Origin of the sequence: Ruminiclostridium cellobioparum DSM 1351 = ATCC 15832 (assembly GCF_000621505.1) — a bacterium.
Taxonomy (GTDB): Bacteria; Bacillota; Clostridia; order Acetivibrionales; family DSM-1351; genus Ruminiclostridium; species Ruminiclostridium cellobioparum.
On record NZ_JHYD01000027.1, the window covers coordinates 1 to 25,352 of the forward strand.

25 protein-coding genes are annotated in these 25,352 nt (G+C 39.2%); 4 read left to right on the forward strand and 21 right to left on the reverse strand.

The genetic code is table 11. The features are described from left to right. The first annotated feature begins 88 nt into the window (after positions 1-88). Positions 89-1,306, forward strand: a complete 1,218-nt coding sequence (locus T344_RS0111400; protein WP_027628821.1) for an IS256 family transposase — start codon at positions 89-91, stop codon at positions 1,304-1,306. Between the two features lie 328 nt (positions 1,307-1,634). Here T344_RS0111400 and T344_RS0111405 read toward each other — a convergent pair whose 3' ends face one another. From T344_RS0111405 to kduI, 15 genes are all read right to left on the reverse strand, one after another. Continuing rightward, a complete protein-coding gene (locus tag T344_RS0111405) occupies positions 1,635-2,423 on the reverse strand; it encodes an SDR family NAD(P)-dependent oxidoreductase (RefSeq protein WP_027628822.1) in 789 nt (262 codons plus the stop codon). 13 nt (positions 2,424-2,436) lie between these two features. Next, positions 2,437-2,922, reverse strand: a complete 486-nt coding sequence (locus T344_RS0111410; protein WP_027628823.1) for a flavodoxin domain-containing protein — start codon at positions 2,920-2,922, stop codon at positions 2,437-2,439. A gap of 6 nt (positions 2,923-2,928) precedes the next feature. Next, the gene (locus T344_RS0111415) at positions 2,929-3,459 is read right to left on the reverse strand and encodes a pyridoxamine 5'-phosphate oxidase family protein (RefSeq protein WP_027628824.1); all 531 of its coding nucleotides are present in this window, start codon (positions 3,457-3,459) and stop codon (positions 2,929-2,931) included. Positions 3,460-3,956: 497 nt separating this feature from the next. Then, positions 3,957-4,442, reverse strand: coding sequence for a DUF6262 family protein (locus T344_RS29715; protein ID WP_027628825.1), 486 nt, complete (start codon positions 4,440-4,442; stop codon positions 3,957-3,959). Beyond that, entirely contained in the window at positions 4,439-5,149 is a 711-nt protein-coding gene (locus T344_RS0111425; protein ID WP_027628826.1) for a site-specific integrase, read from the reverse strand. Before T344_RS0111425 ends, T344_RS29715 begins: the two co-directional genes overlap by 4 nt. Before the next feature lie 157 nt (positions 5,150-5,306). Further along, on the reverse strand, positions 5,307-5,798 hold the full coding sequence (locus T344_RS29720; protein WP_051571774.1) for a JAB domain-containing protein: 492 nt from the start codon (positions 5,796-5,798) through the stop codon (positions 5,307-5,309). Between the two features lie 72 nt (positions 5,799-5,870). Further along, entirely contained in the window at positions 5,871-6,113 is a 243-nt protein-coding gene (locus T344_RS0111435; protein ID WP_027628827.1) for a hypothetical protein, read from the reverse strand. A 110-nt stretch (positions 6,114-6,223) separates the two neighbouring features. Next, complete coding sequence (locus tag T344_RS0111440; protein WP_027628828.1) at positions 6,224-6,553, reverse strand: hypothetical protein; 330 nt, start codon at positions 6,551-6,553, stop codon at positions 6,224-6,226. Between the two features lie 246 nt (positions 6,554-6,799). Continuing rightward, a complete protein-coding gene (gene ltrA / locus T344_RS0111445) occupies positions 6,800-8,617 on the reverse strand; it encodes a group II intron reverse transcriptase/maturase (RefSeq protein ID WP_027628829.1) in 1,818 nt (605 codons plus the stop codon). 762 nt (positions 8,618-9,379) lie between these two features. Continuing rightward, positions 9,380-10,189 carry an aminoglycoside phosphotransferase family protein gene (locus T344_RS0111455; RefSeq protein ID WP_027628830.1) on the reverse strand — a complete coding sequence of 270 codons (810 nt, stop codon included), beginning with the start codon at positions 10,187-10,189 and terminating at the stop codon, positions 9,380-9,382. 303 nt (positions 10,190-10,492) lie between these two features. Further along, positions 10,493-10,858, reverse strand: coding sequence for a hypothetical protein (locus T344_RS0111460; protein WP_027628831.1), 366 nt, complete (start codon positions 10,856-10,858; stop codon positions 10,493-10,495). After that, positions 10,855-11,028: a hypothetical protein gene (locus T344_RS31000; RefSeq protein WP_154669442.1), complete on the reverse strand. Its 174-nt coding sequence runs from the start codon at positions 11,026-11,028 to the stop codon at positions 10,855-10,857. Before T344_RS31000 ends, T344_RS0111460 begins: the two co-directional genes overlap by 4 nt. 336 nt (positions 11,029-11,364) lie before the next feature. Then, positions 11,365-11,583, reverse strand: coding sequence for a hypothetical protein (locus T344_RS0111470; protein WP_027628832.1), 219 nt, complete (start codon positions 11,581-11,583; stop codon positions 11,365-11,367). Positions 11,584-11,688: 105 nt separating this feature from the next. After that, the gene (locus T344_RS0111475; RefSeq protein ID WP_027628833.1) at positions 11,689-12,492 is read right to left on the reverse strand and encodes a gluconate 5-dehydrogenase; all 804 of its coding nucleotides are present in this window, start codon (positions 12,490-12,492) and stop codon (positions 11,689-11,691) included. Positions 12,493-12,544: 52 nt separating this feature from the next. Continuing rightward, positions 12,545-13,408, reverse strand: a complete 864-nt coding sequence (gene kduI, locus T344_RS0111480) for a 5-dehydro-4-deoxy-D-glucuronate isomerase (RefSeq protein WP_027628834.1) — start codon at positions 13,406-13,408, stop codon at positions 12,545-12,547. A 194-nt stretch (positions 13,409-13,602) separates the two neighbouring features. Here kduI and T344_RS0111485 point away from each other — a divergent pair, with 194 nt between their 5' ends. Then, complete coding sequence (locus T344_RS0111485; RefSeq protein ID WP_027628835.1) at positions 13,603-14,460, forward strand: helix-turn-helix domain-containing protein; 858 nt, start codon at positions 13,603-13,605, stop codon at positions 14,458-14,460. A 26-nt stretch (positions 14,461-14,486) separates the two neighbouring features. Then, positions 14,487-15,014 carry a manganese catalase family protein gene (locus T344_RS0111490; protein ID WP_004625371.1) on the forward strand — a complete coding sequence of 176 codons (528 nt, stop codon included), beginning with the start codon at positions 14,487-14,489 and terminating at the stop codon, positions 15,012-15,014. 164 nt (positions 15,015-15,178) lie between these two features. Here T344_RS0111490 and T344_RS0111495 read toward each other — a convergent pair whose 3' ends face one another. Next, positions 15,179-17,137: a glycoside hydrolase family 127 protein gene (locus T344_RS0111495; protein ID WP_027628836.1), complete on the reverse strand. Its 1,959-nt coding sequence runs from the start codon at positions 17,135-17,137 to the stop codon at positions 15,179-15,181. A gap of 138 nt (positions 17,138-17,275) precedes the next feature. Here T344_RS0111495 and T344_RS0111500 point away from each other — a divergent pair, with 138 nt between their 5' ends. Further along, complete coding sequence (locus T344_RS0111500; RefSeq protein WP_027628837.1) at positions 17,276-18,169, forward strand: AraC family transcriptional regulator; 894 nt, start codon at positions 17,276-17,278, stop codon at positions 18,167-18,169. A 53-nt stretch (positions 18,170-18,222) separates the two neighbouring features. Here the strand turns inward: T344_RS0111500 and T344_RS0111505 are convergent, their stop codons facing one another. The 5 genes from T344_RS0111505 to T344_RS0111525 all read right to left on the reverse strand — a co-directional run bounded on the left by T344_RS0111505 (position 18,223) and on the right by T344_RS0111525 (position 25,335). Continuing rightward, complete coding sequence (locus T344_RS0111505; RefSeq protein WP_027628838.1) at positions 18,223-20,511, reverse strand: glycoside hydrolase family 95 protein; 2,289 nt, start codon at positions 20,509-20,511, stop codon at positions 18,223-18,225. A gap of 32 nt (positions 20,512-20,543) precedes the next feature. After that, positions 20,544-20,858: a hypothetical protein gene (locus T344_RS28060; protein ID WP_034861185.1), complete on the reverse strand. Its 315-nt coding sequence runs from the start codon at positions 20,856-20,858 to the stop codon at positions 20,544-20,546. Between the two features lie 51 nt (positions 20,859-20,909). Then, positions 20,910-22,469, reverse strand: a complete 1,560-nt coding sequence (locus T344_RS0111515) for a cytochrome c biogenesis CcdA family protein (protein WP_027628839.1) — start codon at positions 22,467-22,469, stop codon at positions 20,910-20,912. A gap of 137 nt (positions 22,470-22,606) precedes the next feature. Then, positions 22,607-24,364 carry an ABC transporter substrate-binding protein gene (locus tag T344_RS0111520; RefSeq protein WP_027628840.1) on the reverse strand — a complete coding sequence of 586 codons (1,758 nt, stop codon included), beginning with the start codon at positions 24,362-24,364 and terminating at the stop codon, positions 22,607-22,609. An 80-nt stretch (positions 24,365-24,444) separates the two neighbouring features. Next, positions 24,445-25,335: a carbohydrate ABC transporter permease gene (locus T344_RS0111525; protein ID WP_027628841.1), complete on the reverse strand. Its 891-nt coding sequence runs from the start codon at positions 25,333-25,335 to the stop codon at positions 24,445-24,447. Between the last annotated feature and the right edge of the window lie 17 nt (positions 25,336-25,352).

A 25,352-nucleotide genomic window follows, 5' to 3' on the forward strand; every position in this document is an offset into this window, starting at 1 on the left:
GAGAATGTAAAAATTTTTGATGGTTTGAACTAAGGAAATAGCTCCTTCTTGGCAAGAATTTAAACAAATGCTGAGGAGGAGATTTTTTATGAGTACAATTCCTAAGAATGTAATTCGGGAAATAATCAAGGAAAATGACTTTAAAAATCCAGGAGAGATTTATGCTTACCTGAGAGATGGATTTAAAGATATCATTCAAGAAATGCTTGAAGCTGAAATGGATGTTAATCTCGGGTATGATAAAAATGATGTTAAGAATAAGCAGACAGATAATTACCGAAATGGCCATACTCAGAAAACAGTTAAGAGCCAGTATGGTGAGTTTGATCTGAGTATTCCACGGGACAAAAACGGCGAATTTGAACCTAAAATTGTTCCTAAGTACAAAAGAGATATTTCAGGCATTGAGGAAAAAGTGATATCACTTTATTCACGAGGAATGTCAACAAGGGATATTCATGACCAGATTAAAGATATTTATGGTATTGAGCTCTCTGCTGAAATGGTCAGTAAAATCACCGAGAGAATAGTTCCTGAAATAAGAGAATGGCAAAATAGGCCTCTTGATCCAATATACCCTTTTGTATTTATGGATGCAATCCACTACAAAATAAGAGACAATGGAAGCATTGTAAGTAAGGCAGCGTATGTTGTCCTTGGCGTTAGTAGTGAAGGCAATAAGGATATTCTGGGAATATGGATTGGTGAGAGTGAGTCTTCAAAATTCTGGCTAGGTGTATTAAACGAACTAAAAAACAGAGGAGTAGATGATGTGCTTGTATTTTGCGTAGATGGATTAACAGGGTTAAAAGAAGCAATCTCAGCTGCTTTTCCAAAATCTGAAATTCAGAGATGCATAATCCATCAGCTTAGAAATTCATTTAAGTATGTATCATACAAAGATTCAAAGGCATTTTCAAGAGATTTTAAAGAAGTATATACTGCAGCAAGTGAGGAACTTGCGTTGGAAAAACTTTATCAGCTTAAAGATAAGTGGGGAAAACAATATCCATTTGCTATTAGAAGCTGGGAGAGCAACTGGGATGTACTGTGTCCGTTTTTTAAATATACAGAAGAAGTTAGGAAAATCATTTATACAACGAATATTATTGAAGGCCTTCACCGTCAATTCCGTAAGGTGACAAAGTCGAAGACCGTATTTCCGGCAGATAGTGCTTTGGAAAAAATGCTCTATTTAGCATCCCTTAATGTTATGAAGAAATGGACCCAGCGATACAAGAATTGGGATAGAGTATTAAGTCAGCTAATGATAATGTATGAAGGACGGCTTGAGCCATATCTTTAAAAGATTGCTCCCACTGCCCCCCCAAGGGCCGTCCTCATTGCCGGACGGGCTAGACCCCACGAAACAGGGATATTTATGCTCAAAACAAAATATTGCCAGAAAAATCCTTAAAAGATGCATATCTGATAGGATTTCTGGCAATACCTAAATAAAATAACAATAAAATTATCTTGCCAAAGAAGAAACTAAAAAATTCAAACCATCAAAATAATTTACTCTCCCAAGAAGTTGGAACCAATTGATCTTTCTCATCATAAAATATGCACCCCTATATTATTATATGCGGGTTCTGATTCATTTATTTGTTTAGTTATTAGACCTCTTTGTTCTAAATCAGCCTGTCTTTGCGGAAGCCCGCCGTTAGAAAACGCCATGTAGCCTTTCTGTTTGTCAGCCAAGCGATTTGAGCATTGTTCTTAGTATTGGTGAGTATTCTTGGTATGAAAAATTTTGCGACATTTTCAGGTTTGTCGGCCAATATATTGAATATCTTTCTGAACTTCTCATCTGCTATGACCTCAGACTGCTCACCATCGGGCGTTTTTGTGATAAAATCAGTCAGCATCATGCCCGGAGATAACCTACCCGCTATTATTCCCGTGCCTTCCAGTTCCTTGGCAAGCCCTTTCATAAAGTACGTTAACGCATGCTTGGTGGTACCGTACAGTATTGTTTTAAGCTGTATCATGTTGTTGGAGCCCAAACCCTCCATGCTATATATCGCGCCATGCCCCTGTTTGATCATCCCCGCTGCCGAAATCTGTGAGCCGTATATCATACCGGTAATATTTGTCTCAATAATGTTTTCGGTGTAAGTTTCGCCCGTTTCCCACGAAAACATGTGCGGCGTGTTTTGCCCTGCGTTATTGATCCATATATCTATCCTGCTCCATTTTTCCAAAGAAGCGTCCCAGAGGTTTTGCAGACTTGCTTTTTTCTGGACGTTGCATGGAACATAGATGTATTTCCCCTTAAAGAGCGACAGTGAAGCGCTGGTCGCTTCCGGTAACGCTTCACCCCTGCCGGACAGCGTAACATTACACCCGGCTCGCAGAAACTCCGTTGCCATAGAAAACCCAATACCCCGTGTACTACCGGTTATTACTACATTTTTCAAAAAAAGCCCTCCTTTACCTTGTATTCAACCATTCCAGAACAGGCTCGAGATTTTCCTCTTTTACGCCGTCAAAACCGTTTTCAATGATAGATATGGCTTCTTCGCGCTTCTCATCTTTGTCCCTGCGGCTTTTAAGCATCTTTAAAAACATGGAAAGCATGATTTTATCCATGCTCTTTAACTCTTTCAAAGGGAAACATCCACCGCGCAGATAAAAAAATGGTTTGCCTTTGATCTTATTCCTTGTGATAACTGCTTCGGTATCGGGCTCAGCGGTTCGTCCGGTGCCCGATCCACAAACAGCTTTGACGTTATATTTTCGTAGTTTATCAAGACCCTGTATCTTCCCGACTTTCATCCAGCCGAGAAAAATGATTTCTTCGTCTTGATTAACCTTTGATAGTTCTTTTACCCGGAAAACCTTTAGACCCGTCTTTGCAGCGAGCATATCAGCATACCTCTTTGTAAAACCCGTTTTTGATTCATAAACAATTACCATTTTAACTTAAACCTCCTTTAACTCAGCATCGCTATTGGATAAACACAAATGCTGCCGGGAATCAAAGCCCAAATTCTTGAACTCTGAACACAAAAAGTCAATACAAGTTGGTGTAACTTTTATGAGGTACAACATGGCCGGCAGCTTTTTCAGGTTCTGGGCAGGAATCTTCTTGAACTCCAACAGGTCCATGTATTCACCCGTCCACGGCTCCACGAGGTCTGCGGTGCCGGTGATCTGCATCCCGCCCAATTGATCGAAGCCGGTATAGCCGTCGTAGATGGCAAGGCAGACGTTTTTGTTGCCTTCCAGCCCATAGAACTTCAGACCTCCCTCAGAAAGTAGCCAAAAACTCTCGTCCTTATAGTTGTATTCGATGGGCGTGCAGCGTACAAAATCACCGCAGCCTGTGGCCAAGGCGCAAGTATTATGCGCCATTATGAACTTCTCTATCCATGTCAAAAGAGTGTCACGATCCATAGGGACCGCCTTCTCGTCCTTTTCAATCCAATAGGAAGCTGCTTTCTTATAATCCATAAAAACACACCCCTTATATCTATTACCCTTTAATTCGAATTATTCGCTACATCCAACCTGCTCTCTCGCCGAAAAAACATCTAATCTGTTCTGTCGTGAGAACCAAACATCTAACATGCTCTGTCACTAGAGTAACACATCTAACCTGCTCACTCAACTATAAAATGCATTTTCTTGGATATATTCCCACATAGTAATAAAAAAGGAATTTTCGAGTTCCAGTTCCTAACTGCAAAAATCTCGAAAGCCCCTTGTTTCATGCCATTCCAGCCCTATTATTTCTCCGTCCCTGTTATCAACACTACCATCTTAACGTGACCATACATGAAAACATATCAATTTTTCTATAATTTATTGAAGAAGATATAAAACAAATTTAACATGGGTTACTTGTGAGATAACGAAGAAAACTTTAGTTTCTGACATCAGATTCTACTCTATATCCCCATATTCCTCTGAAGCTAATTACGCATTATGTTCGTTTGATTTCAAGTGGCTTATATAGGATTATTTTGTGCTCTATAGGCATTGTTAGAATCTGCTCCTATGATTTTAACTTTTTTTGAAAGAGAGAAAATCTCCCCGCGCAATACTTTACATTCATTTGTTTTTTCTTCAAGGCTGGTTGTTAACCTGGCAATTCGTCTATCCCTGTCTTTTAACTCCTCCTCTAATTTCTGTATTTTATGATTGGCCCGCAGGAGCTCTTCCTCCATTGTTAAAGCAAGTGTTCTATAGTCTTCATCAGAGTTAGGAACAGTCTTTGACTCCCTATAGATTCCGATTTTATTTTCTTTCAGAATTTTTTGTACATGCGGCTTTCTGAAAACAGATCGACATAGGCCTGTTCTCTCTACCAGATGCTTAATTCCAATCAAATACCCCTCGGCCTGCAGGTCATTGATTGCATGTTGAATTTTCTTAATTGTTCCTTGTCTTGTCTGCTCCTGCTTTTCCTTCAACTCAGAAGAAATATCTTTCATATACTCTTTGCCTCCGTTCCTGCCATCTCCTTGATTCGCTTGACTATATCCCTGTTCATTTTCAGGTTGTAGAGGGCATTCTCAAGTTTATACGTATGAGTCTTATATATTTCGGCTCTGCGCTCCCACTGCAAAACTTCATTTTCAAATTCCAGATCATTTCCATCCGGTATGAAATGCCTGCACGAAAGACATTCATACCGTTTATCATTCTGGCAGCTTGTAACATCACTACATATGCCATGTTTAAGCCTATGGGTACGCAAATTCTTCAGTAACCTTTTTTCAACCTGTTCATGAAGATTGAGTATTCTGCCTTTAAAATAGGTTGGCGTATAAGCTTCTGCTTTTGAGCTTTCCATGTGCACAAGCGCTTGCTTGGCGGCTATTTTATCGGGCATCAGGTTCATATGGTTATATGCCTCTAAAATCATGGTATCACTTTTTTGTGCCATCATATATTTTATTTCTACCGGACTAAATCCCTCATAGAGCCTGTCGGTAATTCCATTGTGCCTTAATTGGTGGGAAGTGATAACGTAGGGTGAGCCATTTTCCCCTTTCACCCCAAAGTGCTTGCTGACATTTGTTAAAAGCCGTGAAACTATTTCCTTGTTTGCTATATGTAAAACATTCAGGTTGTCATAAGTTACAATTCCTGCTTTTTTATATTTGGAAACATTCCTTTTATCTCTTCTTTGTAGCATTTAATATCACTATACCAATATACATAATTCACTCCAAATACAATATTTATCAGCTTTTCATATGTTACAATTTCTCTTCTATTGGTAAATCCGCTACAGTGGTATTTAAAGTATTTGACCGTCAGGTCATGGAACGCCATAAAGCATACCCGTATAATCAAATTCTTAGATACCCTTTTCGCCAAATCAGCAAAAGGGATCTGCCAACTGTTTCTGTTGCTTTTGCTATGGATTTCGTAAGATTAATATCATCATCACTTGGTCTTGCTGACCCACTTGGGTGATTATGCGATATGATAATTGATCTGGAATCAAACATAATAGCATTTCTTATAAATTCTCTTGGATATATAAACACTTCACTTACAGTTCCGTATATATTATCAGTTGAAATAACATTGTTTGCTGCATCTAAATAAGCACATACAAATAGTTCCTTATCCTTTATATCACACAAGTAATTTTTGAAGTATTCCATTGCAATATTTGATGATCCAATACAGTATTTAAGGTTATGGTCTTTTAGATTATTATATAAAGAACCCAACATTTTCAACTGATGAATCTTGTTTAATTGTGCGGGGAGTACTCCTATTGCATTAGGATGCTCGAATAACATAGATATATTATGTTTTTCTAAAAAGGACATAAGTTTTGATTCACTTAAACTTGTAAACGATGAAAATAGTTTTATAAAGTCGACTTATCTTCTATGTATTGGTTATCCATTGAAGCTCCTCCCTAGAAGATTTTTCAGCTCACTTATTCTTTCTTTTTGTACTTCTGTCACTCCAATAATGTCTGGTTCATTAATCCAAGCGAACCCTATTCTATCAATAAAGAATGCAACTTTTTTACTGTCCATGTCTATGAAATTAGCTATTGAATCAATCAAATCTGCTTCAATACTACTTATAAATATGTTATGCTCATTTGTATTTTCTTTATTTAGTCCATATTCCATATATTTCTCCTTTACCTTATTGACATGTAATTCATTTTTTCGCAATAAAAAACCGCAATTCATTTAACTGAATATGCGGTAATAGTTATATTATTCCTATGAAATATAACCTATATTTCTATTCTAGATAAAAAACTTAATATAATTCTTACGCTTAATAGGACACTAGACAGTATTAATGTGATGTTTGGTAAAGCCCTCGATCTATTTGGTCTTTTTAAATCAATAATTGATAATATCAAAGAAACAATGGGAGCAAAGATAATCCAATTCCTAACTATTAGAGCAAAGTCATGATCCAGCTTTATTATTCCAAACCTAACTGCCAATATAGTTATAAAAGGAACCAACATTGAAATAAAAATAATAAATGTTATAACACCAAGTTTTGAATGTTTTACTTTTTTAAACTCATTATTCAACTCTAAATCAAGACTCATTAAAACATACCTCCATCCTCAAATATAAAATCTTTTGTACATATTTGGATATTACTAAATAATACTATATCTGGAATGTTCTTTAGTCAAGTTAAATGATTAATATGATTACCACACTATTCAGTTTTCAAAGATTAGCATTACTTTATTTACGCGTCGAGTAGGTAGAGAGCCTTTCGGCTCTTTCCCCCCCTAAGAACCGTACTGGTATGTTTCCATACATACGGCTCAAGCCATCTTTTTACCTCAAACAAATTGGTACTTAAATCTTTTAAATGATTTCCTCATCAACTTGTAACCTTCTTGACTGTTCGGTTCAACTCCGTTTTTTTCGAAGTAATTAAGTACTTTTGTAAGCGTTTTTCCTCCGCCGTACTTTTCGAGCAGTTGGAGATGCTGCCTGTGGCAGCTTTGATGTAATAGTTCATAATTGTCGTATTTTTCATCTCCACCTATCAATTTAGGTATTACATAATTGATTTTTAAAGGTTCTTCATCCACTAATGATTGATTGCACACCCTGCATTTATAATTACTTCTTTTCGCAATTTTCCTTCTGCTTAGAACATTGTTTAATATAAACTCTTTTTTATCTCTTCCATCAAAATAATCTCTTAGGCTTGCATCGTCAGGGCTGTTTCTGTATTTGATTAACACATGCCTTATTATGGGTATCCATTGCATTTTGAATATCTGTGTCATTTCATCATGTGGATCAGTAAGTAGCCATCTGTCTTTACTAACTCCTGTGTAGTCTGGCTTAAAGTATCTCTTACGTATCCATTTGAAGGATTTCTTCGGATGAAGAATTTTAAGATGTTTCTTAATCTTTATCCATACATATCTATCCATAATACGGTATGTCACTTTTGATGCTTGACCCGACCAGTAGTTTCCCAAACCTCTGATTATGGGGTTCAATTGCGTAATGATGTCTTTTACTGGGTTACCTCTAAGCTGTTTAAATACAGCCTTTATTACTTGTTTAGCTTTTTTAACACTATCTTTGGATGGTTTAATCAGCAGTACTGTTTTTGTTTTCGTTTTGTACTGTCTTAGATTGAACCCTAGAAAGTCGAATCCCTCACTGATGTGTGTAACCTTCGTTTTATTCTCAGCCAGTGTTAATCCTCTCTTATCCAGATAGGGACTAAGTTTTTGGTACATTGATTCAGCTTCTTTATTAGTTTTACAGATGATTACAAAGTCATCCGCATATCTTATTACACCCACTGAATTCCTTCCCAATTTGTGCCCTCTATCATAGTAAAAGCTGACTCCCAATTCTTCCTCCATTCCATGTAGTGCTATGTTTGCTAATAGAGGAGAAACTATTCCTCCTTGTGGAGTACCCACATTTGTATCACAAAAGGAATTATTATCTACATAGCCAGCTTTGAGCCACTTGTTTATAGCATATTTTGCTGGGAACTCAGCTATGCAGTCCATGATGTACTGATGATTGAGATTGTCGAAACATCCTTTGAAGTCACCCTCAAATATCCATTGTCTAGTGCTTCCCGCATGCAATTTTAGATATAGATTCGTTATTGCATCCTGTGCACTTCTTTTGGGTCTAAATCCATATGAAGTTGATTCAAATTTCGCCTCCCATTGGGGTTCAAGAGCATTCTTCACAATGTTCTGAAAAATTCTGTCTCTGATAATCGGGATACCAAGGGGTCTCATTTTTCCATTTTTCTTTGGAATGTATACCCTTTTTACAGGTTTAGGTCTTATGTACTTAATATCATAATCTTTTATTTGGTTGTAGAGCTTTTTCCTATCTTCTGATGTAAGTACAGTAGAGCCGTCTATACCTGCCGTTTGTTTTCCTTTGTTAAGCTGTGTGACCCTTTTGATTGACAGTAGTAGGTTGGCTTTGCTTCTAATCATTAGTCTTTGAAGTTTTCTTACCTTCCTTTTTTGTCCAAGCTGTTCGGCACGAAAAATCCGTTGACGAAGTTTCTTCACATACTCATTAATTTTCTTCCAGTTGACTGAGTTCCAATTCGTAATATGTGGAGAAACAGCCGACGTATTAAATTTCTTAATAGTTTTCATAACGTATTCCTCCTTAAAGAGCCTTCTTTCCATTTTCTTCCGTGTTGATGACCATGTGGAAGTCTGCCCTCTTTCGAGTGAACCATATGGCACTATCTGACGAGTTATCTTTTCCTCTGGGCTTTCGCCCTGTCAGCTTTCGCTTTCTCCACATTCCTTTACCCTCTGGTGTTGTAGCTTTCTTACGATTGCCCTACCTCTAAGGGAACACAAAGGGCTTACCAAGTTCCGCTATCGATAGAAATTAATGAGTTAAGCATCCTTCTTTACTCCGATGGATATATGGGTCACTACATGACTGCAAAACGATTCAGCCTTTCCTATCCATATTAAGCTTGTTCAACCACAGTACACTTATCTGAATTAACGAAGATTACAAAGGTTCAACTCTCGTTTATACTTTCTCATTCTTTCCTCTAACCCTGCACAAGCCCCTGTGTAAAGTTTTGCATTAGGTATTTAACTCTCCTGCAACCCACATTCTAATTACTCAGAATGCAGTTTCGAGCGAGGACATACTCAGTAACTAGTATGGTTTCATTATCTTGAAACACTATCATTTAGCGACTTCTTGTCGCACCGTTTTCTATTCATTTTGCGTCGGAACTTAGACGCAAAAAACCGCACTTTAAATTCTCAAATAGTGCGGTAGTAATTTATATGATATTTACTTGAAGTTTTAGCTCTAAACTGTGACTACAATAGGATCATAGAAAATAAGATGAAAATCAAATAATTTAGTCAACTTCTCTATGAATTTTATTATGTTCTAACTTCTTCTAAATACCTATTTATAGTTTTTAAAACAGTACTTTTTTCAGTCTTCTTAGCAGCACATAGGCGATATGCAGCTACTGCAACTTCCCATTCAGCAATTTGTTTTATAGTTTTTCCTGATAACTTTAAATATTCTTTAGTGTATATATTACTAAACCTATTTCTAATAAACGTAATTATAGTTTTTGTGAAAATGGAAACATTCTCAGGAAGTTCCGCAATTTTTAATGTCAATAGAGTTCTTGCCACATCTGCACATGGATTTCCATTACAGCAATCTGCCCAATCAATAATGTAGTCATCATTTTCATTGCTAAGAATGTTGTCTGGATGAAAATCGCTATGACATAGGCAATCACCGTCTGGCATATTGTCAATTAGTTTATATAACCTCTCTTTTTTATCATCGGTTAAATCATCTGCATATGAAATACGTTCCTTAAAGTATTGTTTTTGTTCTTTAACTCCATTTACATGATTTTTGTGAATCTCAAAATGCAGATGGGCTAGCTTTTCAGCATACTTTTTATAAGAAATCGGGTTTGCCTCAATCTGTTTTAAAATAGAAGTACCAACAATTTTTTCATATATAATAGCACGTTTCCCCTCATATTCAAGTCTTTGAATAAACTTTGGGTATTTAAAAGAACAGCTTTGCAAGGCTTTTGTATTATTGATTTCTTGTTCTATAGCTATATCTGATTCATAATCGTTAAATATTTTTATAATTGTGCACTCTGTCCAATCAAAAACATCTGCAGTAGCACCACTTCCAATTAGTTCACCTTTTACCATACTATTTACCCCTGCTATTCTAGTCTTATTAATGCTTTACCAGTAGAGATAACATCTCCTTAGACATTAAATTTTAATTAACTAACCTTTGCGTATAAGGCATATATCATAATATTTAACAATCCCGTTTCAAAGTAATTGATTACAAATAATACTACATCCGGAAGATTGCTATGTCAAGTTTCACTCATCACCGCACTATTCATTTTTCAAAGAACAAATTTACGTCGCAATAGACTGAAAATGTCTTTTCCCAGAACACCGGCTTAATATTTTAAATAGCACATATTAAGATATATAATTCTATTGGTCTAATGTATCTTCATTATTGTATAATTCCTGGCTCCCCCTGCATTCGCTTTCCATTGACATTTTCTCAATACCAGCTACCATCTGAAATAATGCTATATCTCTCTTACAGAGAAGATCATACTGCTTGACCAGCATCCTATCGTAGTTTTGCAAAATCTCAAGTCTTTGGTTATACTCCGGTGTACGTTCACTATTCTCAACCTTATATAATCGGAATATTTCAGTCCGTACCCGTCTTTTTTCTTCGGTAACCCTATCTTTGTCCAGTGAAATTTTAGTTAATTCGCAATCAATGAAATCCTTCATTTTTTCATCAACTATATGTGTCATGATCACATCCATCCTTTCCTTTATCATAATTCAAGTACTTCATCCTGCTTGTTAATATCCAGCTCCATATTTAGTTCGGCCTGGCGGGTAAGCTTAGCCTTATATTCTTCTTCGAAACGCCAGGGTTTCTCATATTCTTCCCTGGCTGTTTCGAGATCCTGTCTGAGCTGGACCAATTGATTATCACACTGCTTCAATTTCTGCTCTATAAACTCAAGTTATCAATACGAGTTAAGTTCCCTAGAACATTTCCCTTTAACTCAATCTCATACCTATATCTGCCGGTTAAATTCAAACTGAACTCACTTCCAAATATTGAGTGATTGAGAGTTAGATTGAAGCCTTTATATTGCCCGATTTCGACATCCCTCCAATTCTCTTTTTTAGCCTGAGAACATAAAATAAGCAGGTATTCACCCGCCTTCTCTTTATCAGTAAATATTTGATTGTTTAGAATAATCCTGAATTCATCGTCTGGGAACCTATTATTATCCCTGAGCTGGATATCCTGCTTGAGTGCTTCAATATTCTCTTCATCTGCCCATTTTAGAAGTATATCCCAGGATTATTCTTTTCTCACCGGTCCGCATTGCCGAGAACATGTTTTCCTGCTGTTTCTTTGTTTTTACGTCATGTATAATGCATGTTTCATTTTCCAGAATCCCTACATTTAACTGTGGCGGTGCCCCTGAGTGTGCAGTATGACCATGGTACTTTATTCCATTAACTTCAAATCTGAATAGTTTATACAATAAAACACCTGCGTATGTAAACATTTATTCTAACTGTTTACATACGCAGGTGTTTTGTTGGGAATTTTAGCAATACATTAATATTATCAATATATTTTTCTGTTATTACCCGGGTTGTTTCCCTATATAAGCCAATATTCCCCCATCTACATAAAGTATGTGACCATTTACAAAATCCGAAGCCGGGGATGCCAGAAAAATGGCCGGTCCCTGTAGATCAGCAGTTTCTCCCCAACGTGCAGCCGGTGTTTTAGCTATTATAAACTGGTCAAACGGGTGTCTGGAGCCGTCGGGCTGCAGTTCGCGAAGAGGTGCGGTCTGAGGGGTTGCAATATAACCGGGGCCGATACCGTTGCACTGAATATTGAACTCTCCATATTCCGAGGCAATGTTTTTAGTAAGCATTTTCAGTCCGCCCTTTGCGGCTGCATATGCAGCTACCGTTTCCCGTCCAAGTTCACTCATCATTGAACAGATATTTATTATTTTACCGTGTCCTTTTTTTATCATTCCGGGTATAACTGCTTTTGAAACGATGAAAGGTGCATTAAGATCCACATCTATAACCTGTCTGAATTCTTCGGCACTCATTTCACACATGGGAATGCGCTTTATAATACCGGCATTATTCACAAGAATGTCAACTGTTCCGACATCATTTTCAATCTGTGCAACCATGTCATTTACTCTTGCTTCATCAGTTACATCACATACGTAGCCATGTGCTCCGATACCCTTTTCCGCATATGCCGCAATTCCCTTGTCGACGAATTCCTGCTTTATATCATTGAATACAATGGTTGCTCCCGCTTCTGCATATGCGCTTGCAATTGCAAAACCAATTCCGTAGGACGCTCCTGTTACCAGTGCTATCTTACCCTCCAGTGAAAACTGATTTAATAAACTCATTGCCCTCTCCTCTCAAAATACATGCTTTTTATGTATATAAGCATTTAATTTTTTATTTTAAATCCTTCATGGCCACGGCATCCATATCATTGAAGGCCTGATTTTCACCCGCCATACCCCATATGAAAGTGTAGGCTCTGGAGCCGGCTCCGGCATGTATTGACCAGCTTGGCGAAATAACGGCCTCCTCATTCCGGACAACTATATGCCTTGTCTCAGCAGGTTCTCCCATATAATGCATAACAAATGCAGTCTCGGGTATATCAAAGTACAGGTAAACTTCCATACGCCTGTCATGGGTATGGCAGGGCATTGTGTTCCATACACTTCCGGGTTTCAGGGAAGTCATTCCCATAACCAGCTGACAGCTTTCCACCTGGCCCGGAAGGATATATTTGCAAATGACCCTGTGGTTTGATTCTTCCAGACTGCCAAGTTCAACCTTGTTCTCAGCCTTTATTATTACGACACCTTCCCCGGCATTCCCCTCCCTTTTTATCAAAACCGTGGGGTAAGCCTTGTGAGCAGGGGTACTGTTTAGATAGAACTTTGCCGGATTGCTGCCGTCCCGGCTGGCAAAAGAAATATCCTTCGCCCCCAGCCCAATGTACATGCCATCCCTGGAATCCACTTCATAGGTTCTGCCATCAATTGTAATTTCACCTTTCCCCCCGATATTGATAACTCCCAGCTCTCTTCTCTGAAGGAAATAGTCGGCCCGCAGTTCCCCTCCGGCCGTCAGTTGCAATTTCCCGGATACAGGGGTTGCCGTCCCGGTTATGATACGGTCTATATGGCTGTAGACCAGCTTGATTTCATCGGATCGAAATAATCCCTGTATCAGGAACTCCTCCCGCAATCTTTCTGTCGTGTAATTTTTCACATCTTTAGGTGATGCAGCTGTTCGAATTTCCATGTTATCTCACCACAACCTTTCTTATGTTAATAAATTAACTGCAAAAAAATTTTTATAACTAAAAGTCTTTGCAATTTCAGTATAGCAGTACGGTTATACTAATTCTTGTGATAAATTTTCATAAATATTGCAAATATTGAACAAACAAATTATAATTGAGTTAATTCTTAATCTTATTTATAGGAGGAAATTTAATGAGAGAATTTTCTTCATGCAAGCAGGCAATCAACTCCTGCATTTCACAAAAATATTTTTCCATAGCCCATCTGTACAACGAAGAAAAAACCATGGACATGCATATACATGATTGCTATGAGATCTATTATTCGATTTCCGGAGGTAAGCAATTTCTCATTGATAATAGATTTTATGATATAATCCCCGGCGACATTTTTTTAATAAATCAGTATGAAAGTCACTATTTAACCCAGATAGACAAGGAGGTTCATGAGAGGATCGTTTTGTCCATATTTCCCGACTACCTTTTAAACCTTTCCTCTGAAAAAACCGATCTGAACAATTGTTTTAAACACAGAGAGTCCTCTGCTGCCCATAAACTGCATCTTGACCCTGAAGCCCAGAAACGTTTTATGTATTTTATACATAAAATCCTTGACTCGGGCGGCTTTGGCTCCGACCTGACGGAACAGGCTGCATTTATTGAACTAATGGTATTTTTAAATAAGATTTATAACAAGAATTGCAATAATCAGCATACAGAAAATCAGTCAACCCATAATGCCCAGGTCGACGATATTTTAACCTACATAAATCAGAATATTCAAAACGACCTGACCATTGAAACGCTTTCAAACCACTTTTACATAAGCGGCTCATATCTGTGCCGTATTTTTAAGGCCGCCACCGGCACAACAATAAATAAATATGTTACTGCAAGAAGAATAACCATAGCCAAGTCTTTGCTTAACGAGGGAAGGTCAGTGACAGAAACCTGTGAAAAATGCGGCTTCAACGACTACAGTAATTTCCTGAAAGCCTTTATTAAGGCTGTCGGAATCTCTCCAAAAAAATATGCTCAATTTAACAGATAAAAACTGTCCGGAATAACTAGTAAAATATTAAATCCGGCGGGCCCGACGGTGAACTGGCCGCTTCTCTTCGTTACCTCAATCAAAGGTACACCATGCCTTATAGGGAAACCAAGGGCGTATTGACGGATATAGGCACCGAGGAGTTAGCTCACATGGAAATAATCTCGGCTATTGTTTATCAGCTGACCAAGGATTTAACAGTTGATGAGATTAAGGAAAGCGGCTTTGATACCTATTTTGTCGACCACACACTTGCACTGTATCCCGTAGCTGCATCCGGCATGCCATTTACAGCTACCTATTTCCAATCAAAAGGCGATCCAATAACAGATCTTATTGAGGATCTTGCAGCAGAGCAGAAAGCAAGGACCACCTATGACAATATTTTAAGGCTTGCGGATGACCCGGATGTTAAAGATCCCATAAAGTTCCTCCGTGAAAGAGAAGTAGTCCACTTCCAAAGATTCGGCGAGGCTTTGAGAGTGGTTCGGGACCATCTGGATTCCAGAAATTATTATGCCTTTAATCCTGCGTTTGATAACAAACCCAGATGATTTATTTTTATATTTTGTAGCATATTTCAAACTTCCATGCTGATGTTAGAATTAATATCAATTATGGAGGTTTTTATTTTAAGGAGCTCAGATTATTATGAGTAACGGGGGATTCAAAAAATAACCGGCCTATCCGGCCGGTTATCTGAACAATTTTTCATATTTTACTTTCTAAGAATCCACACCAGCATTTCACCGGGCTTCCTGTTTCCCCACATAAAGTATGGAACTGCTTTGAAATCCACTTCCTTTTCATTGTCCGAATAAGTTTTGTACAAAACATCTTCCCAATTTTCTTCACCTGTCCTGAATGCCTTTCCTTTTATGACAACTGCTCCCTGGGTCAGACTTTCGTCTGTTTGGGCAGACAATTGTGAATTGACATCTATGGATATGGCAGACAGTATCCCACCGTTGTCTACCTCCTCCAGGCAATATACCAGCGGTCCTCTTTGAATTGCCACTCTTCCTGCATTTGCACGGACTTTGGGATTTGCATGAATTATGTCAATGTTCATATCCAGACAGAGTTCAATTTCGTCTCCGGCCTTCCAGTTATCCGTAAAGAACGCATAGCCGTTTTTCAATTTTGCAACACCGTCGGCTTTTCTACCGTTTACGGAAGCAGACCAATTTTTGCACCAGCCCGGTATCCTGAAAGCAAGTGATATGTCTCCGGCAGTTGAGGCCGCTACTGTCATTTTTATTCTGCCATCCCATGGATAGCTGCTTTCCTGTTTCAGCTTTATATTCCCCGCCGCAAGTCCTATATCAGCTTCCCCTCCGATATAAAGATGGGTATAAACTGTATTTTGATTATAAGAATAAATATACTGGTTGAGTGAAGTTAAAAGCCTTGCAATATTCGGCGGGCAGCAGGCACAGCCGAACCATTTTTGCCTTACCGGCTTCACATGGTGTTTTCCCGGATTCTTTTCGGAAGCTTCGGGCCAGACCTCAAGTGGATTGACATAGAAGAAATGTCTTCCGTCGCGGGACATTGCACCCAGCACCGTGTTGTACAGGGCCCTTTCCATGACATCTCCATATTCGCCAAGCTGCTCCAGCTGCAGCATTCTGTGGGCAAAAAATATCAGTCCTATCGAAGCACAGGATTCAGCATATACTGTATCATTGGGAAGATCATAGTCAAATGAAAATGCCTCTCCATGATGGGTCGAGCCTATTCCTCCGGTTATATACATCTGTTTGTTTATCATATTGTTCCATAGACGTTTGCAGGCATCCAGCAATGATTGGTCACCGGTTTCTCTTGCCAGGTCGGCCATGGCAGTATACATATAAACAGCTCTTACAGAGTGTCCCACTGCCGCCTCCTGCAGACGAACAGGCTTATGCGCCTGATTGTATTCAAGCTCGGGTGAAGGTAACTGTCCTTTGGCCCAGTGAGAATATCCTCCTCTTCTTTCCCATTCTTTTATAAAGAAATTAGGTTCTTTTCCCCTCTCATCTATAAAGTATTTACTCAATTTCAGATATTTTTCATTACCGGTCGCTTCATATAGCTTTACAAGTGCCAGCTCGATCTCCTGATGTCCGTCATATCCCTGAAGTTTTCCCGGCTCAGGACCAAACACAGAATCAATGTTATCTGCAAAACGGCACATAACATCCAGCAGTTTTCTCTTCCCTGTGGCTTTATAATAAGCAACGGCTGCCTCCATCATATGACCCGCAACATATAATTCATGACACTCATGCAGATTTGTCCACTTTTTCCCTGGCTCTTTCAGTATAAAATAAGTATCCAGGTAACCGTCGGGCTGCTGCGCCTTCTCAATAATATCAATAATTCCGTCGGCTATTTCTTCAAGCTTCGGATCAGGGTGGCTCTGAAGACTGTAACCCACTGCCTCCAGCCATTTGGCCATGTCGCTGTCCTGGAAGACAAGTCCTCCGAATTCGCCGTTCTCAAGCCCTGCAGCAATCTTAAAGTTCTTTACGGCAAAACTTGGTTCAGCATCCGGTATACGGTCATTTAAAGCCTCCCACTGATAAGGTATCACAGTATTTCTTACAAGTTCCACATATTCCGACCAGAATGGGTCGGAAACAGTCACGTTTTTAATTGAAACAGGCTGAGACGTAATAATTTTATCCATAGAAATCCCTCTCCTTTTTAAAGGTGTATAAAAACTGCATATTGCTGTTATGCCTAAATGTCTTTACAATATAAGTATGACAAATAAAGCAGTAATTGTAAGTAGATAAAATACACAAAAGGTGGATAATATTAACCTATGTATTATTTGAAAACAGACATAACAAAACCCTTGCAATTCTTATCAGCGGGAATATTTACCTCCGACACGGTCTGGAAGCACATGGAACGCGTTATTGACAGCTTTGAAATTATTATTGGTATACGCGGAAACATATATATGCAGCAGGACGACGAAAGGTTTGTTTTAAGCGAAGGCGATTTTCTGCTGCTGCTTCCCGGCCACACCCACAGCGGATATGACGTTTCACCAAAGGGAACCTCCTTCTTCTGGCTGCACTTCCAATGTAATGAGGATCATATTATTCTGGATGAGAAAGAGGCGGATGAAGATATAAAATTAACAAATAACAATCCCTATTTTGCAGGGTTTGAGGACAAAGTCCTGCTGCCCGGCTTTTTTCGTCAATTTAATCGGGAAAGACTGAGTATTTTATTTCACCAGCTGCTTCACGTCTCAGAGTCCAATTATTATACAAGACACAGCATGAATTACTTTTTGACCTCACTGGCTATCGAGCTCACAGAACAAACCCTTTCCCAGGCATCAGGAAAAAAAGGGAACATGGACGGAAAGGAAAAGCTCTCAACGATTATAGAATGGTTAAATACTCATTACACCCGTCATATATCACTGAAATCAGCAGCATATGAATTTAATTACACTAAGGAATATCTGGCACGGTACTTCAAAAAGCATATGGGAATGAGCATGCAGGAATATATAAACAAGATCAGAATTGCAAAAGCAAGGGAACTGCTGATCCAATCGGATAAAAATGTGAAGGAGATCTCTTCGGAACTGGGTTTCTCTGATGACAAGTATTTTTTAAGGCTTTTCAAGCAGCACGAAAAAATAACCCCCCGGGAATACCGGAGGGCATATTACAAACTCCATATGAATAATATTTGAGAATAGCTGCGACACTGCAAGCTCTGTTTACCATGAAGTATTAGCCTAACAATTTAAGAAACACTTATATAGTATTTTTTCCCTTTCAAGGTATTGAAATACAATACTTCTCCATTCAAAGATGTTTCAACCACCTTTTTTTCCTCATCGGTCACCTTAAATTCCTTTGAGGTGAATATATTACAGTTTCCGCCGCAGTGTGACAGGATAGCCGCCTGGCTGAGCCTGCCGTCCTTCCATTCCATTTCTACTTCAAAGCCGCCGCGTGCAACCAGCCCCTTTGCCCTTCCCTCGCTCCAGTTATCCGGAAGAGCAGGCAGAAATTCAATACCGCCCTCATGGCTCTGAAGCAGCATTTCTGCTATACCTGCTGTACCTCCGAAATTTCCGTCGATCTGGAAGGGCGGATGGTTGTCGAACAAATTTGGAAGAGTAGATTTTTTTAACAGCTCCATAATATTCTCATATGCCTTTTCTCCATCCTTCAGTCTTGCCCACATATTTATTATCCAGGCTCTGCTCCACCCTGTATGACCTCCGCCATGGGCCAACCGCCTTTCGAGAGTTTTTCCGGCGGCGGCTGCCAGATCGGGTGTCTTTCTTTTACTGAACTGCTTTCCCGGATGTAAGCCAAATAAATGTGAAATATGTCTATGTCCGGGCTCTTCTTCGTCATAATCCTCCGACCATTCCTGAATCTGCCCGTACCGTCCTATCTGAGGCTTAGGGAGACTGTCCCTGGCTTTTATCAGCTTCTCTGCAAAAGCTCTGTCAGTATGAAGAATATCCGAAGCTTCCATACATCCGGTGAAAAGTGAATATAATATCTGGCTGTCCATGGAAGGGCCTGTACATAAACAACCCTTCTCACCGTTTTCCAGTATATATGTATTCTCCGGTGAAACAGAAGGACTTGTTACGAGTCTTCCTTTGCTGTCCTCGATTAGAAAGTCCAAAAAGAATTCCGCTGCCTCTTTCATTATGGGATAGGCACCTTCTAAAAATTCCTTGTCCCTACCAAATTCATAGTGCTCCCACAGGTGGAGTGAGAGCCAGGCCGCACCCATTGGCCAGTAAGTTGCCGGAATGTATATATCCTGTGGAGCCGTGTCCCCCCATATGTCGGTATTGTGGTGCGCTACAAAGCCGCTGCAGCCGTACATTACCCTGGCCGTTCTTCTGCCTGGTGCTCTCATCCTGTCAAGGTGATCAAAGAGAGGAATGTGGCACTCGGAAAGATTGCAGGTCTCAGCAGGCCAGTAGTTCATTTCGGTGTTTATATTAATAGTGTATTTGCTGTCCCAGGCAGGCAGCATATCCTGATTCCATATGCCCTGCAGGTTTGCAGGCAGGCTTCCCGGACGGCTGCTGGATATCAGCAGATATCTGCCGAAGCAGAAATAAAGGCATACCAGTTCATGGTCGACTTTTCCTATTTTTAGCCTTTCCAGCCTCTCTGCCGTATCCAGTCTTTTAATTTCCTCACTCTCTTCAACGTTGGGAATTTCAAACTTAACTCTTTGGTACAGCTGCGAATAATCCTCAATGTGGCTGGACATCAGCCCTGCATATGTTTTTTCTCCTGCTCCCTCAAGATATTTCAGGCACTGTGCTTCGTATTCCTTGTGATAAAAGCTGGTAGCGGCAGATATGAGCAGGATTACGGCATCTGCTTCCTCGACAATGAGGTTTTCACCGATGGTATTGACTTTTCCTCCCTCGGAAACCGCCCTGACCATTGAACAAAAGCTGACACCCTTGCCGGTACCGCAGCTTGCATACATTCCTATGGTTTTACCGTCTATGGCCCCGGAATTATCAAGGAACCTGCCCCTTCTCATATTGGCTGTAAAGCTTATCCTACCGGGAGCATCGGCTGTCAGCCGGACTACCAGGACCTGATCGGCAGCACTTGCAAAATATTCTCGTGTATACTTAACTCCCTTTGAAACAAATTTTACAGCAGCACATGCCTTTTCAATATCAAGCTCTCTGCGGTAATCTCTTATATCACTCTCATCTATATCAAAATTGAGTTTCAGGTTTCCCAAAGTCTGATACGGTCTCTGACTTTCGGGTACTCCGGAAAGTGCAAGAGCGGCCAGTTTTTCGGCTTCTTTTATCCTGCCCTCAGCCAGCAGTTTACGTATTTTGGGCAAATTGGACAGCGCATCAGGATTGTTTCTGTCTATGGGATCACCATACCAGATGCTGTCCTCATTTAGCTGAATGTTTTCATTTTTCACACAGCCGTATACCATAGCCCCAAGTCTTCCGTTACCTATGGGCAATGCTTCATTCCATTCCTTTGCCGGTGATTTGTACCAAAGTTTTTGCTTCATTTTGTTTCCTCCTTTAAGTCTTTCATTAATAATCAGGAAATTTCCATGCGGTGTATGCCGTCTATGTCAATATAGTCAACTACACTCCAGGCATGTCTGTCAACAATAAAAACTTTTTCCGCATGCATTTTCAGATAAGCTTCTATTTCACCCAACAACCTTACAGTTACCGCTCCCCGATGTATGTAACAGGGATTGTGATCATTAAAAAATTCAATGCTCTTACTGATTATCACAGCCTCCTTTATGGGTATCGAATCCAATTCTCCGTTGAACAGCAATTCATTATTACTACTGAAAATAGATACTTGAGCTTTTGGGTCTTTGTTTTTTCTCTTTTTAAACATAGCCGACTCTCTCCATTGATTACGTTTTTGCATGTTTTGTATACTCAGCCGCTAAATAATGTATGTAACAAAGATAAGTCCAAATATAAGAAATGTCACTCCAAATATGATCTTTATTACAGGTAAATGCTTTCTTACAAACTCTGAAACCAGCAATAGCCTTTTTGTCCTGTTCACAAGGATAACCAGCATAATCAACGGCAGGGAGGCTGCCAATATATATATAACAAATGACAAAACGGTAGTTCCCGTCAGCCCCGAGGTATTCTGAGCAAGGTATACAATTGTAGCAACATATATCTGACCTGTGCATAAAAATTCCCCGAGGGAAATTATAACTCCCAAGACGAAAATAACAAAAACAGTCCAGCCTGAATCAGCTTTTTCGGCAAAAAATGTTATAAGCCTGTGGTTATACTTTCTTAATGAGCCCGGCAATTGCATTTTTACATTATTATATTTTTCTTTCCTGGCCCAGTAGGCATCTCTGAAATTCAAAAACGCCAATATCAATGATATTATAACCATGAAAATGCTTATTCCGTATTGAACATTTCTGAATGCCGTTGAATCCACTACGGTGATAATTTTGTAAGCAGCTATTCCAAAGGAAAAATATGCTGCCATCTTACCCGCAATGTAACTGAAGCCATATTTAAATATATTTGACTTTTTAGAAATAACAAGGGATAAAAGCAAAAAAAGCATGGATATGGAACAGGGATTAATACCATTTATAAGCCCGGTAAGGAATATACCCGGAATATTTTCAGGCGTCAGGCTTTTTATATTATTTTCCCTGTTAAGCCTGTCATAATCAAAATTTAAAGCCTCTCCCCCAATTATTATTTTTTCCATATTCTTTTTTATATGGTCGTATCCGCTGATATAACCCTTTGAATAAAACATAACAGGTACTTCACGTTTGTCCTCGGGTACATCATAATATTCAAAAAGACTTTGCAGCAATGCCAGATTATTTTCCTCAGTAATATTTTTATGTTCTATTACCAGCATGGAATTTACAGTCTTTCCTTCAATGTCCAGCTTGTATCCGCTGGAAAGTGTTTTTAAAAACTCCTCGGTATCATTACAGTCTTTGCAGGATGATGTATTGAAATATATAAAATATGAGCTGTCTTTGTCCGTCGTACCCTGTATGCCTTTCCGGGTGTTCAACTGTCCGGGGGAGTTTATTGCGGGTTCTTTGCTTTTCTTGTCCGGACTGAAGCTTTTTTTATTGATGCTGCTCAGCAAAAGCTCTCTCATATTTTTTTCTATATCTTCCAGACCCATAATATAATTATTCCCGGAGGTAAGCATAGGGTAGCTGATATCTTCAGCTTTCATATTATTGGCCTTCAGAAAAAGCATAAGACTTTCAGGCATTGCTTCCTTAAAAATGTTAACTGTAATAATTTCATATTCGGAACTGTCAATGCCCTTTAAAACAGAACTTGCCATATCATAAAACTTGCCGCTTTCATTACATGCCCCGCAGGCATTGAAGTAATAATAATACAGTTTTACAGGCTCACTTTTTACTGAGCACCCGAACAAGGCTAAAATGGACAAAAAGCAAAGCAATAAAGATATATATCTTTTCTTCATGGGCTACCTGCCTAGTATATGGTATTGGTATCTATATTTAATCACATTAATTCTAAAACTCCAAATCGTGTGTGCAATTATTTAAATAAAGCCCTTACAAAATCCGTAAGGGCTTTATCGGAAAATAACTATTATTCCTATTTACCTAAACTTTTAGCATATTGATCGTAAGCATTCTGCTGAATTGCCAGATATCCCGCCAAATCCATACTGTTGATCTTGTCTACATAAGTCTGCCAGGTATTAATATCCAGATCACCTGTTATAAACTGAACTGTAGCCTGATTTACAAATTTGCCTATAGAAACTGTATAATCAGCAATTTTTTTGGCATCTTCTTCTGTGTAGGCAAGATTTGGAAGCATGGTACTGTCGTCAGGCTTGTATTTTGAATATGCCTTACCGCATTGATACAGCAATGCCTCAACGCTGGTCTTGGGATTAGCGCAGTACTGGCTGAGTCTGAAATCATTTGTATTGTGGGTCATAACTGCATCAGGATCCCAGACATATTTTACAAAATTCAAACCTTCATCGGTATAATCCGGAATCTGACTGCTTCTTAACTTCTTGGCAGGTATTTTCTTCCATTTAGCTTCTCCTCCTGCAATTGAAGTACCTTCCGATACATAATCCCATGCTATACCCTTTGGTCCATTCTGTGTAATCAGAGTCATTTCTTGCGATGCAAGGAGATCAAAGAATTTAACAGCCAGTTCAGGATTCTTACAGTCTGCAGATACTAAACCATAGTTGCTCTGGAAGTAATTTGTCGGATAGTAGGCAGCCAGCTGTACTCCCTTGGGTCCTTTTACAGGTTCTAAAACCACCCAGTCTTGATATGAACCTTCCTGCTCCTTTACAAGAGCATCTGTGTTGCATGGCCACCAACCGCCCGGTGCCATGGCAGCCAGTTGAGGAGTGCCCTGTACTGTAGCCTTCTGTTGGTCTGCATTTTGGGTAAAGGCCTGTGAATCCAATAAACCTTCTTTATAAAGCTTGTTTAAGTATATCAATGCATCTTTGTATTCGTCTTTTGTAAACTGATATTCTACTTTACCGTTATTTACAACAAAGCCTGCACCAACTACAGGGTTGGTATTTGACAATATGTTATTATTCTGAATAAATGCATTTGTTATAAAGGTTGTGGGGTCAGTTGCCCAACCTCCAGCAGCAATATTTCCGGTAAATGGAATCTCATCAGCCTTTCCGTTGCCGTTAGGATCTTTTTCCTTCACAGCCTTCAGGAACGTATACAATTCGTCTGTAGTTGCAGGTATTTTTCCGCCTGCCAGTTTGTCTACCCATGGCTTGTAAATCCACATTCTTGACTGATACATGCAATGGAAGCATTCGTTATCGTCTCCATAGCAATATATATTTCCGTCAGGCATTGTTATATCTCCCAATCTTAACGGACTAACCTTATTTAATTCATTCCAGTTAGGTGCATCTTTTAAGTAATCGTTCAACGGAATAATCAGGCCTTGCTTTCCATAAAGCGTGGTTTCGGCTTTAGACCATTTTGTTGATAAGAATATGTCAGGCAATGTTTCTCCGCTTGCCATAAGCAAGTTAAGCTTGGTTTTACCGTCGTCTCCGGTTACAGAGTACTTGAAATCAATTTTGATATTTTGCTCTTTCTCCAGATAGTCGGTAACATAATTGTTGGTATAGTCGCCGTTTTCTCCAGAGTAAGGAGTCATTACGAATGCAGTTAAAGTGGCTTTCTCCTTTAATGGAAATGTAATGTCAGACTTTTGCGCCTCAACACTGGAACTTCCGGCAGTAGAACTTGCAGTGCTTCCAGTATTGGTCCCTGATCCACAACCTGTCAATAACAGGGCTGTGACCGAGGCACAAATAATAGCTTTTGATACAAACTTCTTCATGACTTTTCCTCCTAATTTGTTTTTATAATAATAAAACATTTTCTTTGAGCTCATAAGAAAATATTTTAGTTATTCATTTTTTAGCCTTTTACCGATCCTATCATGACTCCTTTTACAAAATACTTCTGAACAAAAGGATAGAGTATCATCAACGGAAGGCTGCTGACTACTATGGTACCGTATTTCAGCATTTCACCAAGATACTGGTTCCTGAGCCTTATTTCGGGATCAACCCCCGATTGTGACAGATCTGTACTTCCCATGATAAGAATTCCTCTTAAAATAAGCTGTAAGGGATATTTCTCTTCGGAGTGCAAATATATCAATGCTGAAAAGTATGAATTCCACAATGCTACTGCCACCCAAAGACTGATTACTGCTATTATGGGCTTTGACAGTGGAATTACTATTTTAAGCAAGAACCTGAAATCGTCACAGCCGTCCAATCTGGAAGCCTCCAGTAACTCCAAAGGTATATTCTGTCTGTAAAAGGTCCTGGCAACAATGACATTATATGCACTTAAAGCTGTGGGTAATATAATAGCCCAAATGGTGTCAATCATATGCAATTGTTTTACCAGCAAATATGTTGGAACCAGTCCGCCGTTAAACATCATGGTAAATAGGAAGTATCCCATGAAAAGCTTCTTTCCCTTAATGTCATCTCTGGAAAGCGGGTAAGAGGCCATAATGGTTAATACTACGCTGACTATGGTTCCCGACACCATGTAGATAAGAGAGTTCAAATATCCAGTCCATATGGGACCGTAGGCGAATACCGTTTTGTATCCCAAAAGTGTGGGTTCAACCGGCAATATTTTGACTTTTCCGGTCATCAATGCGTCTCCTGAACTAAAGGAGCAGCTTATCAAGTAAATAAACGGGTACATGACAGCCAATAAAAATACAGCCAGAAGAGTATGATTTACAATATTAAATATTCTATCCTGCAAACAATATCTGGTTTTCATTCCAAATCCACCTTTTA

What these genes read in the sequence shown, in the direction of transcription:
- T344_RS0111515 (WP_027628839.1), bottom strand. Translation starts at nt 22,469, where the DNA reads ATGAAGAAAAGATATATATCTTTATTGCTTTGCTTTTTGTCCATTTTA.
- T344_RS0111425 (WP_027628826.1), bottom strand. Translation starts at nt 5,149, where the DNA reads ATGCTACAAAGAAGAGATAAAAGGAATGTTTCCAAATATAAAAAAGCA.
- T344_RS0111505 (WP_027628838.1), bottom strand. Translation starts at nt 20,511, where the DNA reads ATGAAGCAAAAACTTTGGTACAAATCACCGGCAAAGGAATGGAATGAA.
- T344_RS0111495 (WP_027628836.1), bottom strand. Translation starts at nt 17,137, where the DNA reads ATGGATAAAATTATTACGTCTCAGCCTGTTTCAATTAAAAACGTGACT.
- T344_RS0111400 (WP_027628821.1), top strand. Translation starts at nt 89, where the DNA reads ATGAGTACAATTCCTAAGAATGTAATTCGGGAAATAATCAAGGAAAAT.
- T344_RS0111520 (WP_027628840.1), bottom strand. Translation starts at nt 24,364, where the DNA reads ATGAAGAAGTTTGTATCAAAAGCTATTATTTGTGCCTCGGTCACAGCC.
- T344_RS0111485 (WP_027628835.1), top strand. Translation starts at nt 13,603, where the DNA reads ATGAGAGAATTTTCTTCATGCAAGCAGGCAATCAACTCCTGCATTTCA.
- T344_RS29715 (WP_027628825.1), bottom strand. Translation starts at nt 4,442, where the DNA reads ATGAAAGATATTTCTTCTGAGTTGAAGGAAAAGCAGGAGCAGACAAGA.
- T344_RS0111410 (WP_027628823.1), bottom strand. Translation starts at nt 2,922, where the DNA reads ATGGTAATTGTTTATGAATCAAAAACGGGTTTTACAAAGAGGTATGCT.
- ltrA (WP_027628829.1), bottom strand. Translation starts at nt 8,617, where the DNA reads ATGAAAACTATTAAGAAATTTAATACGTCGGCTGTTTCTCCACATATT.
- T344_RS28060 (WP_034861185.1), bottom strand. Translation starts at nt 20,858, where the DNA reads ATGTTTAAAAAGAGAAAAAACAAAGACCCAAAAGCTCAAGTATCTATT.
- T344_RS0111460 (WP_027628831.1), bottom strand. Translation starts at nt 10,858, where the DNA reads ATGATAAAGGAAAGGATGGATGTGATCATGACACATATAGTTGATGAA.
- T344_RS0111415 (WP_027628824.1), bottom strand. Translation starts at nt 3,459, where the DNA reads ATGGATTATAAGAAAGCAGCTTCCTATTGGATTGAAAAGGACGAGAAG.
- T344_RS29720 (WP_051571774.1), bottom strand. Translation starts at nt 5,798, where the DNA reads ATGTCCTTTTTAGAAAAACATAATATATCTATGTTATTCGAGCATCCT.
- T344_RS0111475 (WP_027628833.1), bottom strand. Translation starts at nt 12,492, where the DNA reads ATGAGTTTATTAAATCAGTTTTCACTGGAGGGTAAGATAGCACTGGTA.
- T344_RS0111455 (WP_027628830.1), bottom strand. Translation starts at nt 10,189, where the DNA reads ATGGTAAAAGGTGAACTAATTGGAAGTGGTGCTACTGCAGATGTTTTT.
- T344_RS0111440 (WP_027628828.1), bottom strand. Translation starts at nt 6,553, where the DNA reads ATGAGTCTTGATTTAGAGTTGAATAATGAGTTTAAAAAAGTAAAACAT.
- T344_RS0111435 (WP_027628827.1), bottom strand. Translation starts at nt 6,113, where the DNA reads ATGGAATATGGACTAAATAAAGAAAATACAAATGAGCATAACATATTT.
- kduI (WP_027628834.1), bottom strand. Translation starts at nt 13,408, where the DNA reads ATGGAAATTCGAACAGCTGCATCACCTAAAGATGTGAAAAATTACACG.
- T344_RS0111500 (WP_027628837.1), top strand. Translation starts at nt 17,276, where the DNA reads ATGTATTATTTGAAAACAGACATAACAAAACCCTTGCAATTCTTATCA.
- T344_RS0111525 (WP_027628841.1), bottom strand. Translation starts at nt 25,335, where the DNA reads ATGAAAACCAGATATTGTTTGCAGGATAGAATATTTAATATTGTAAAT.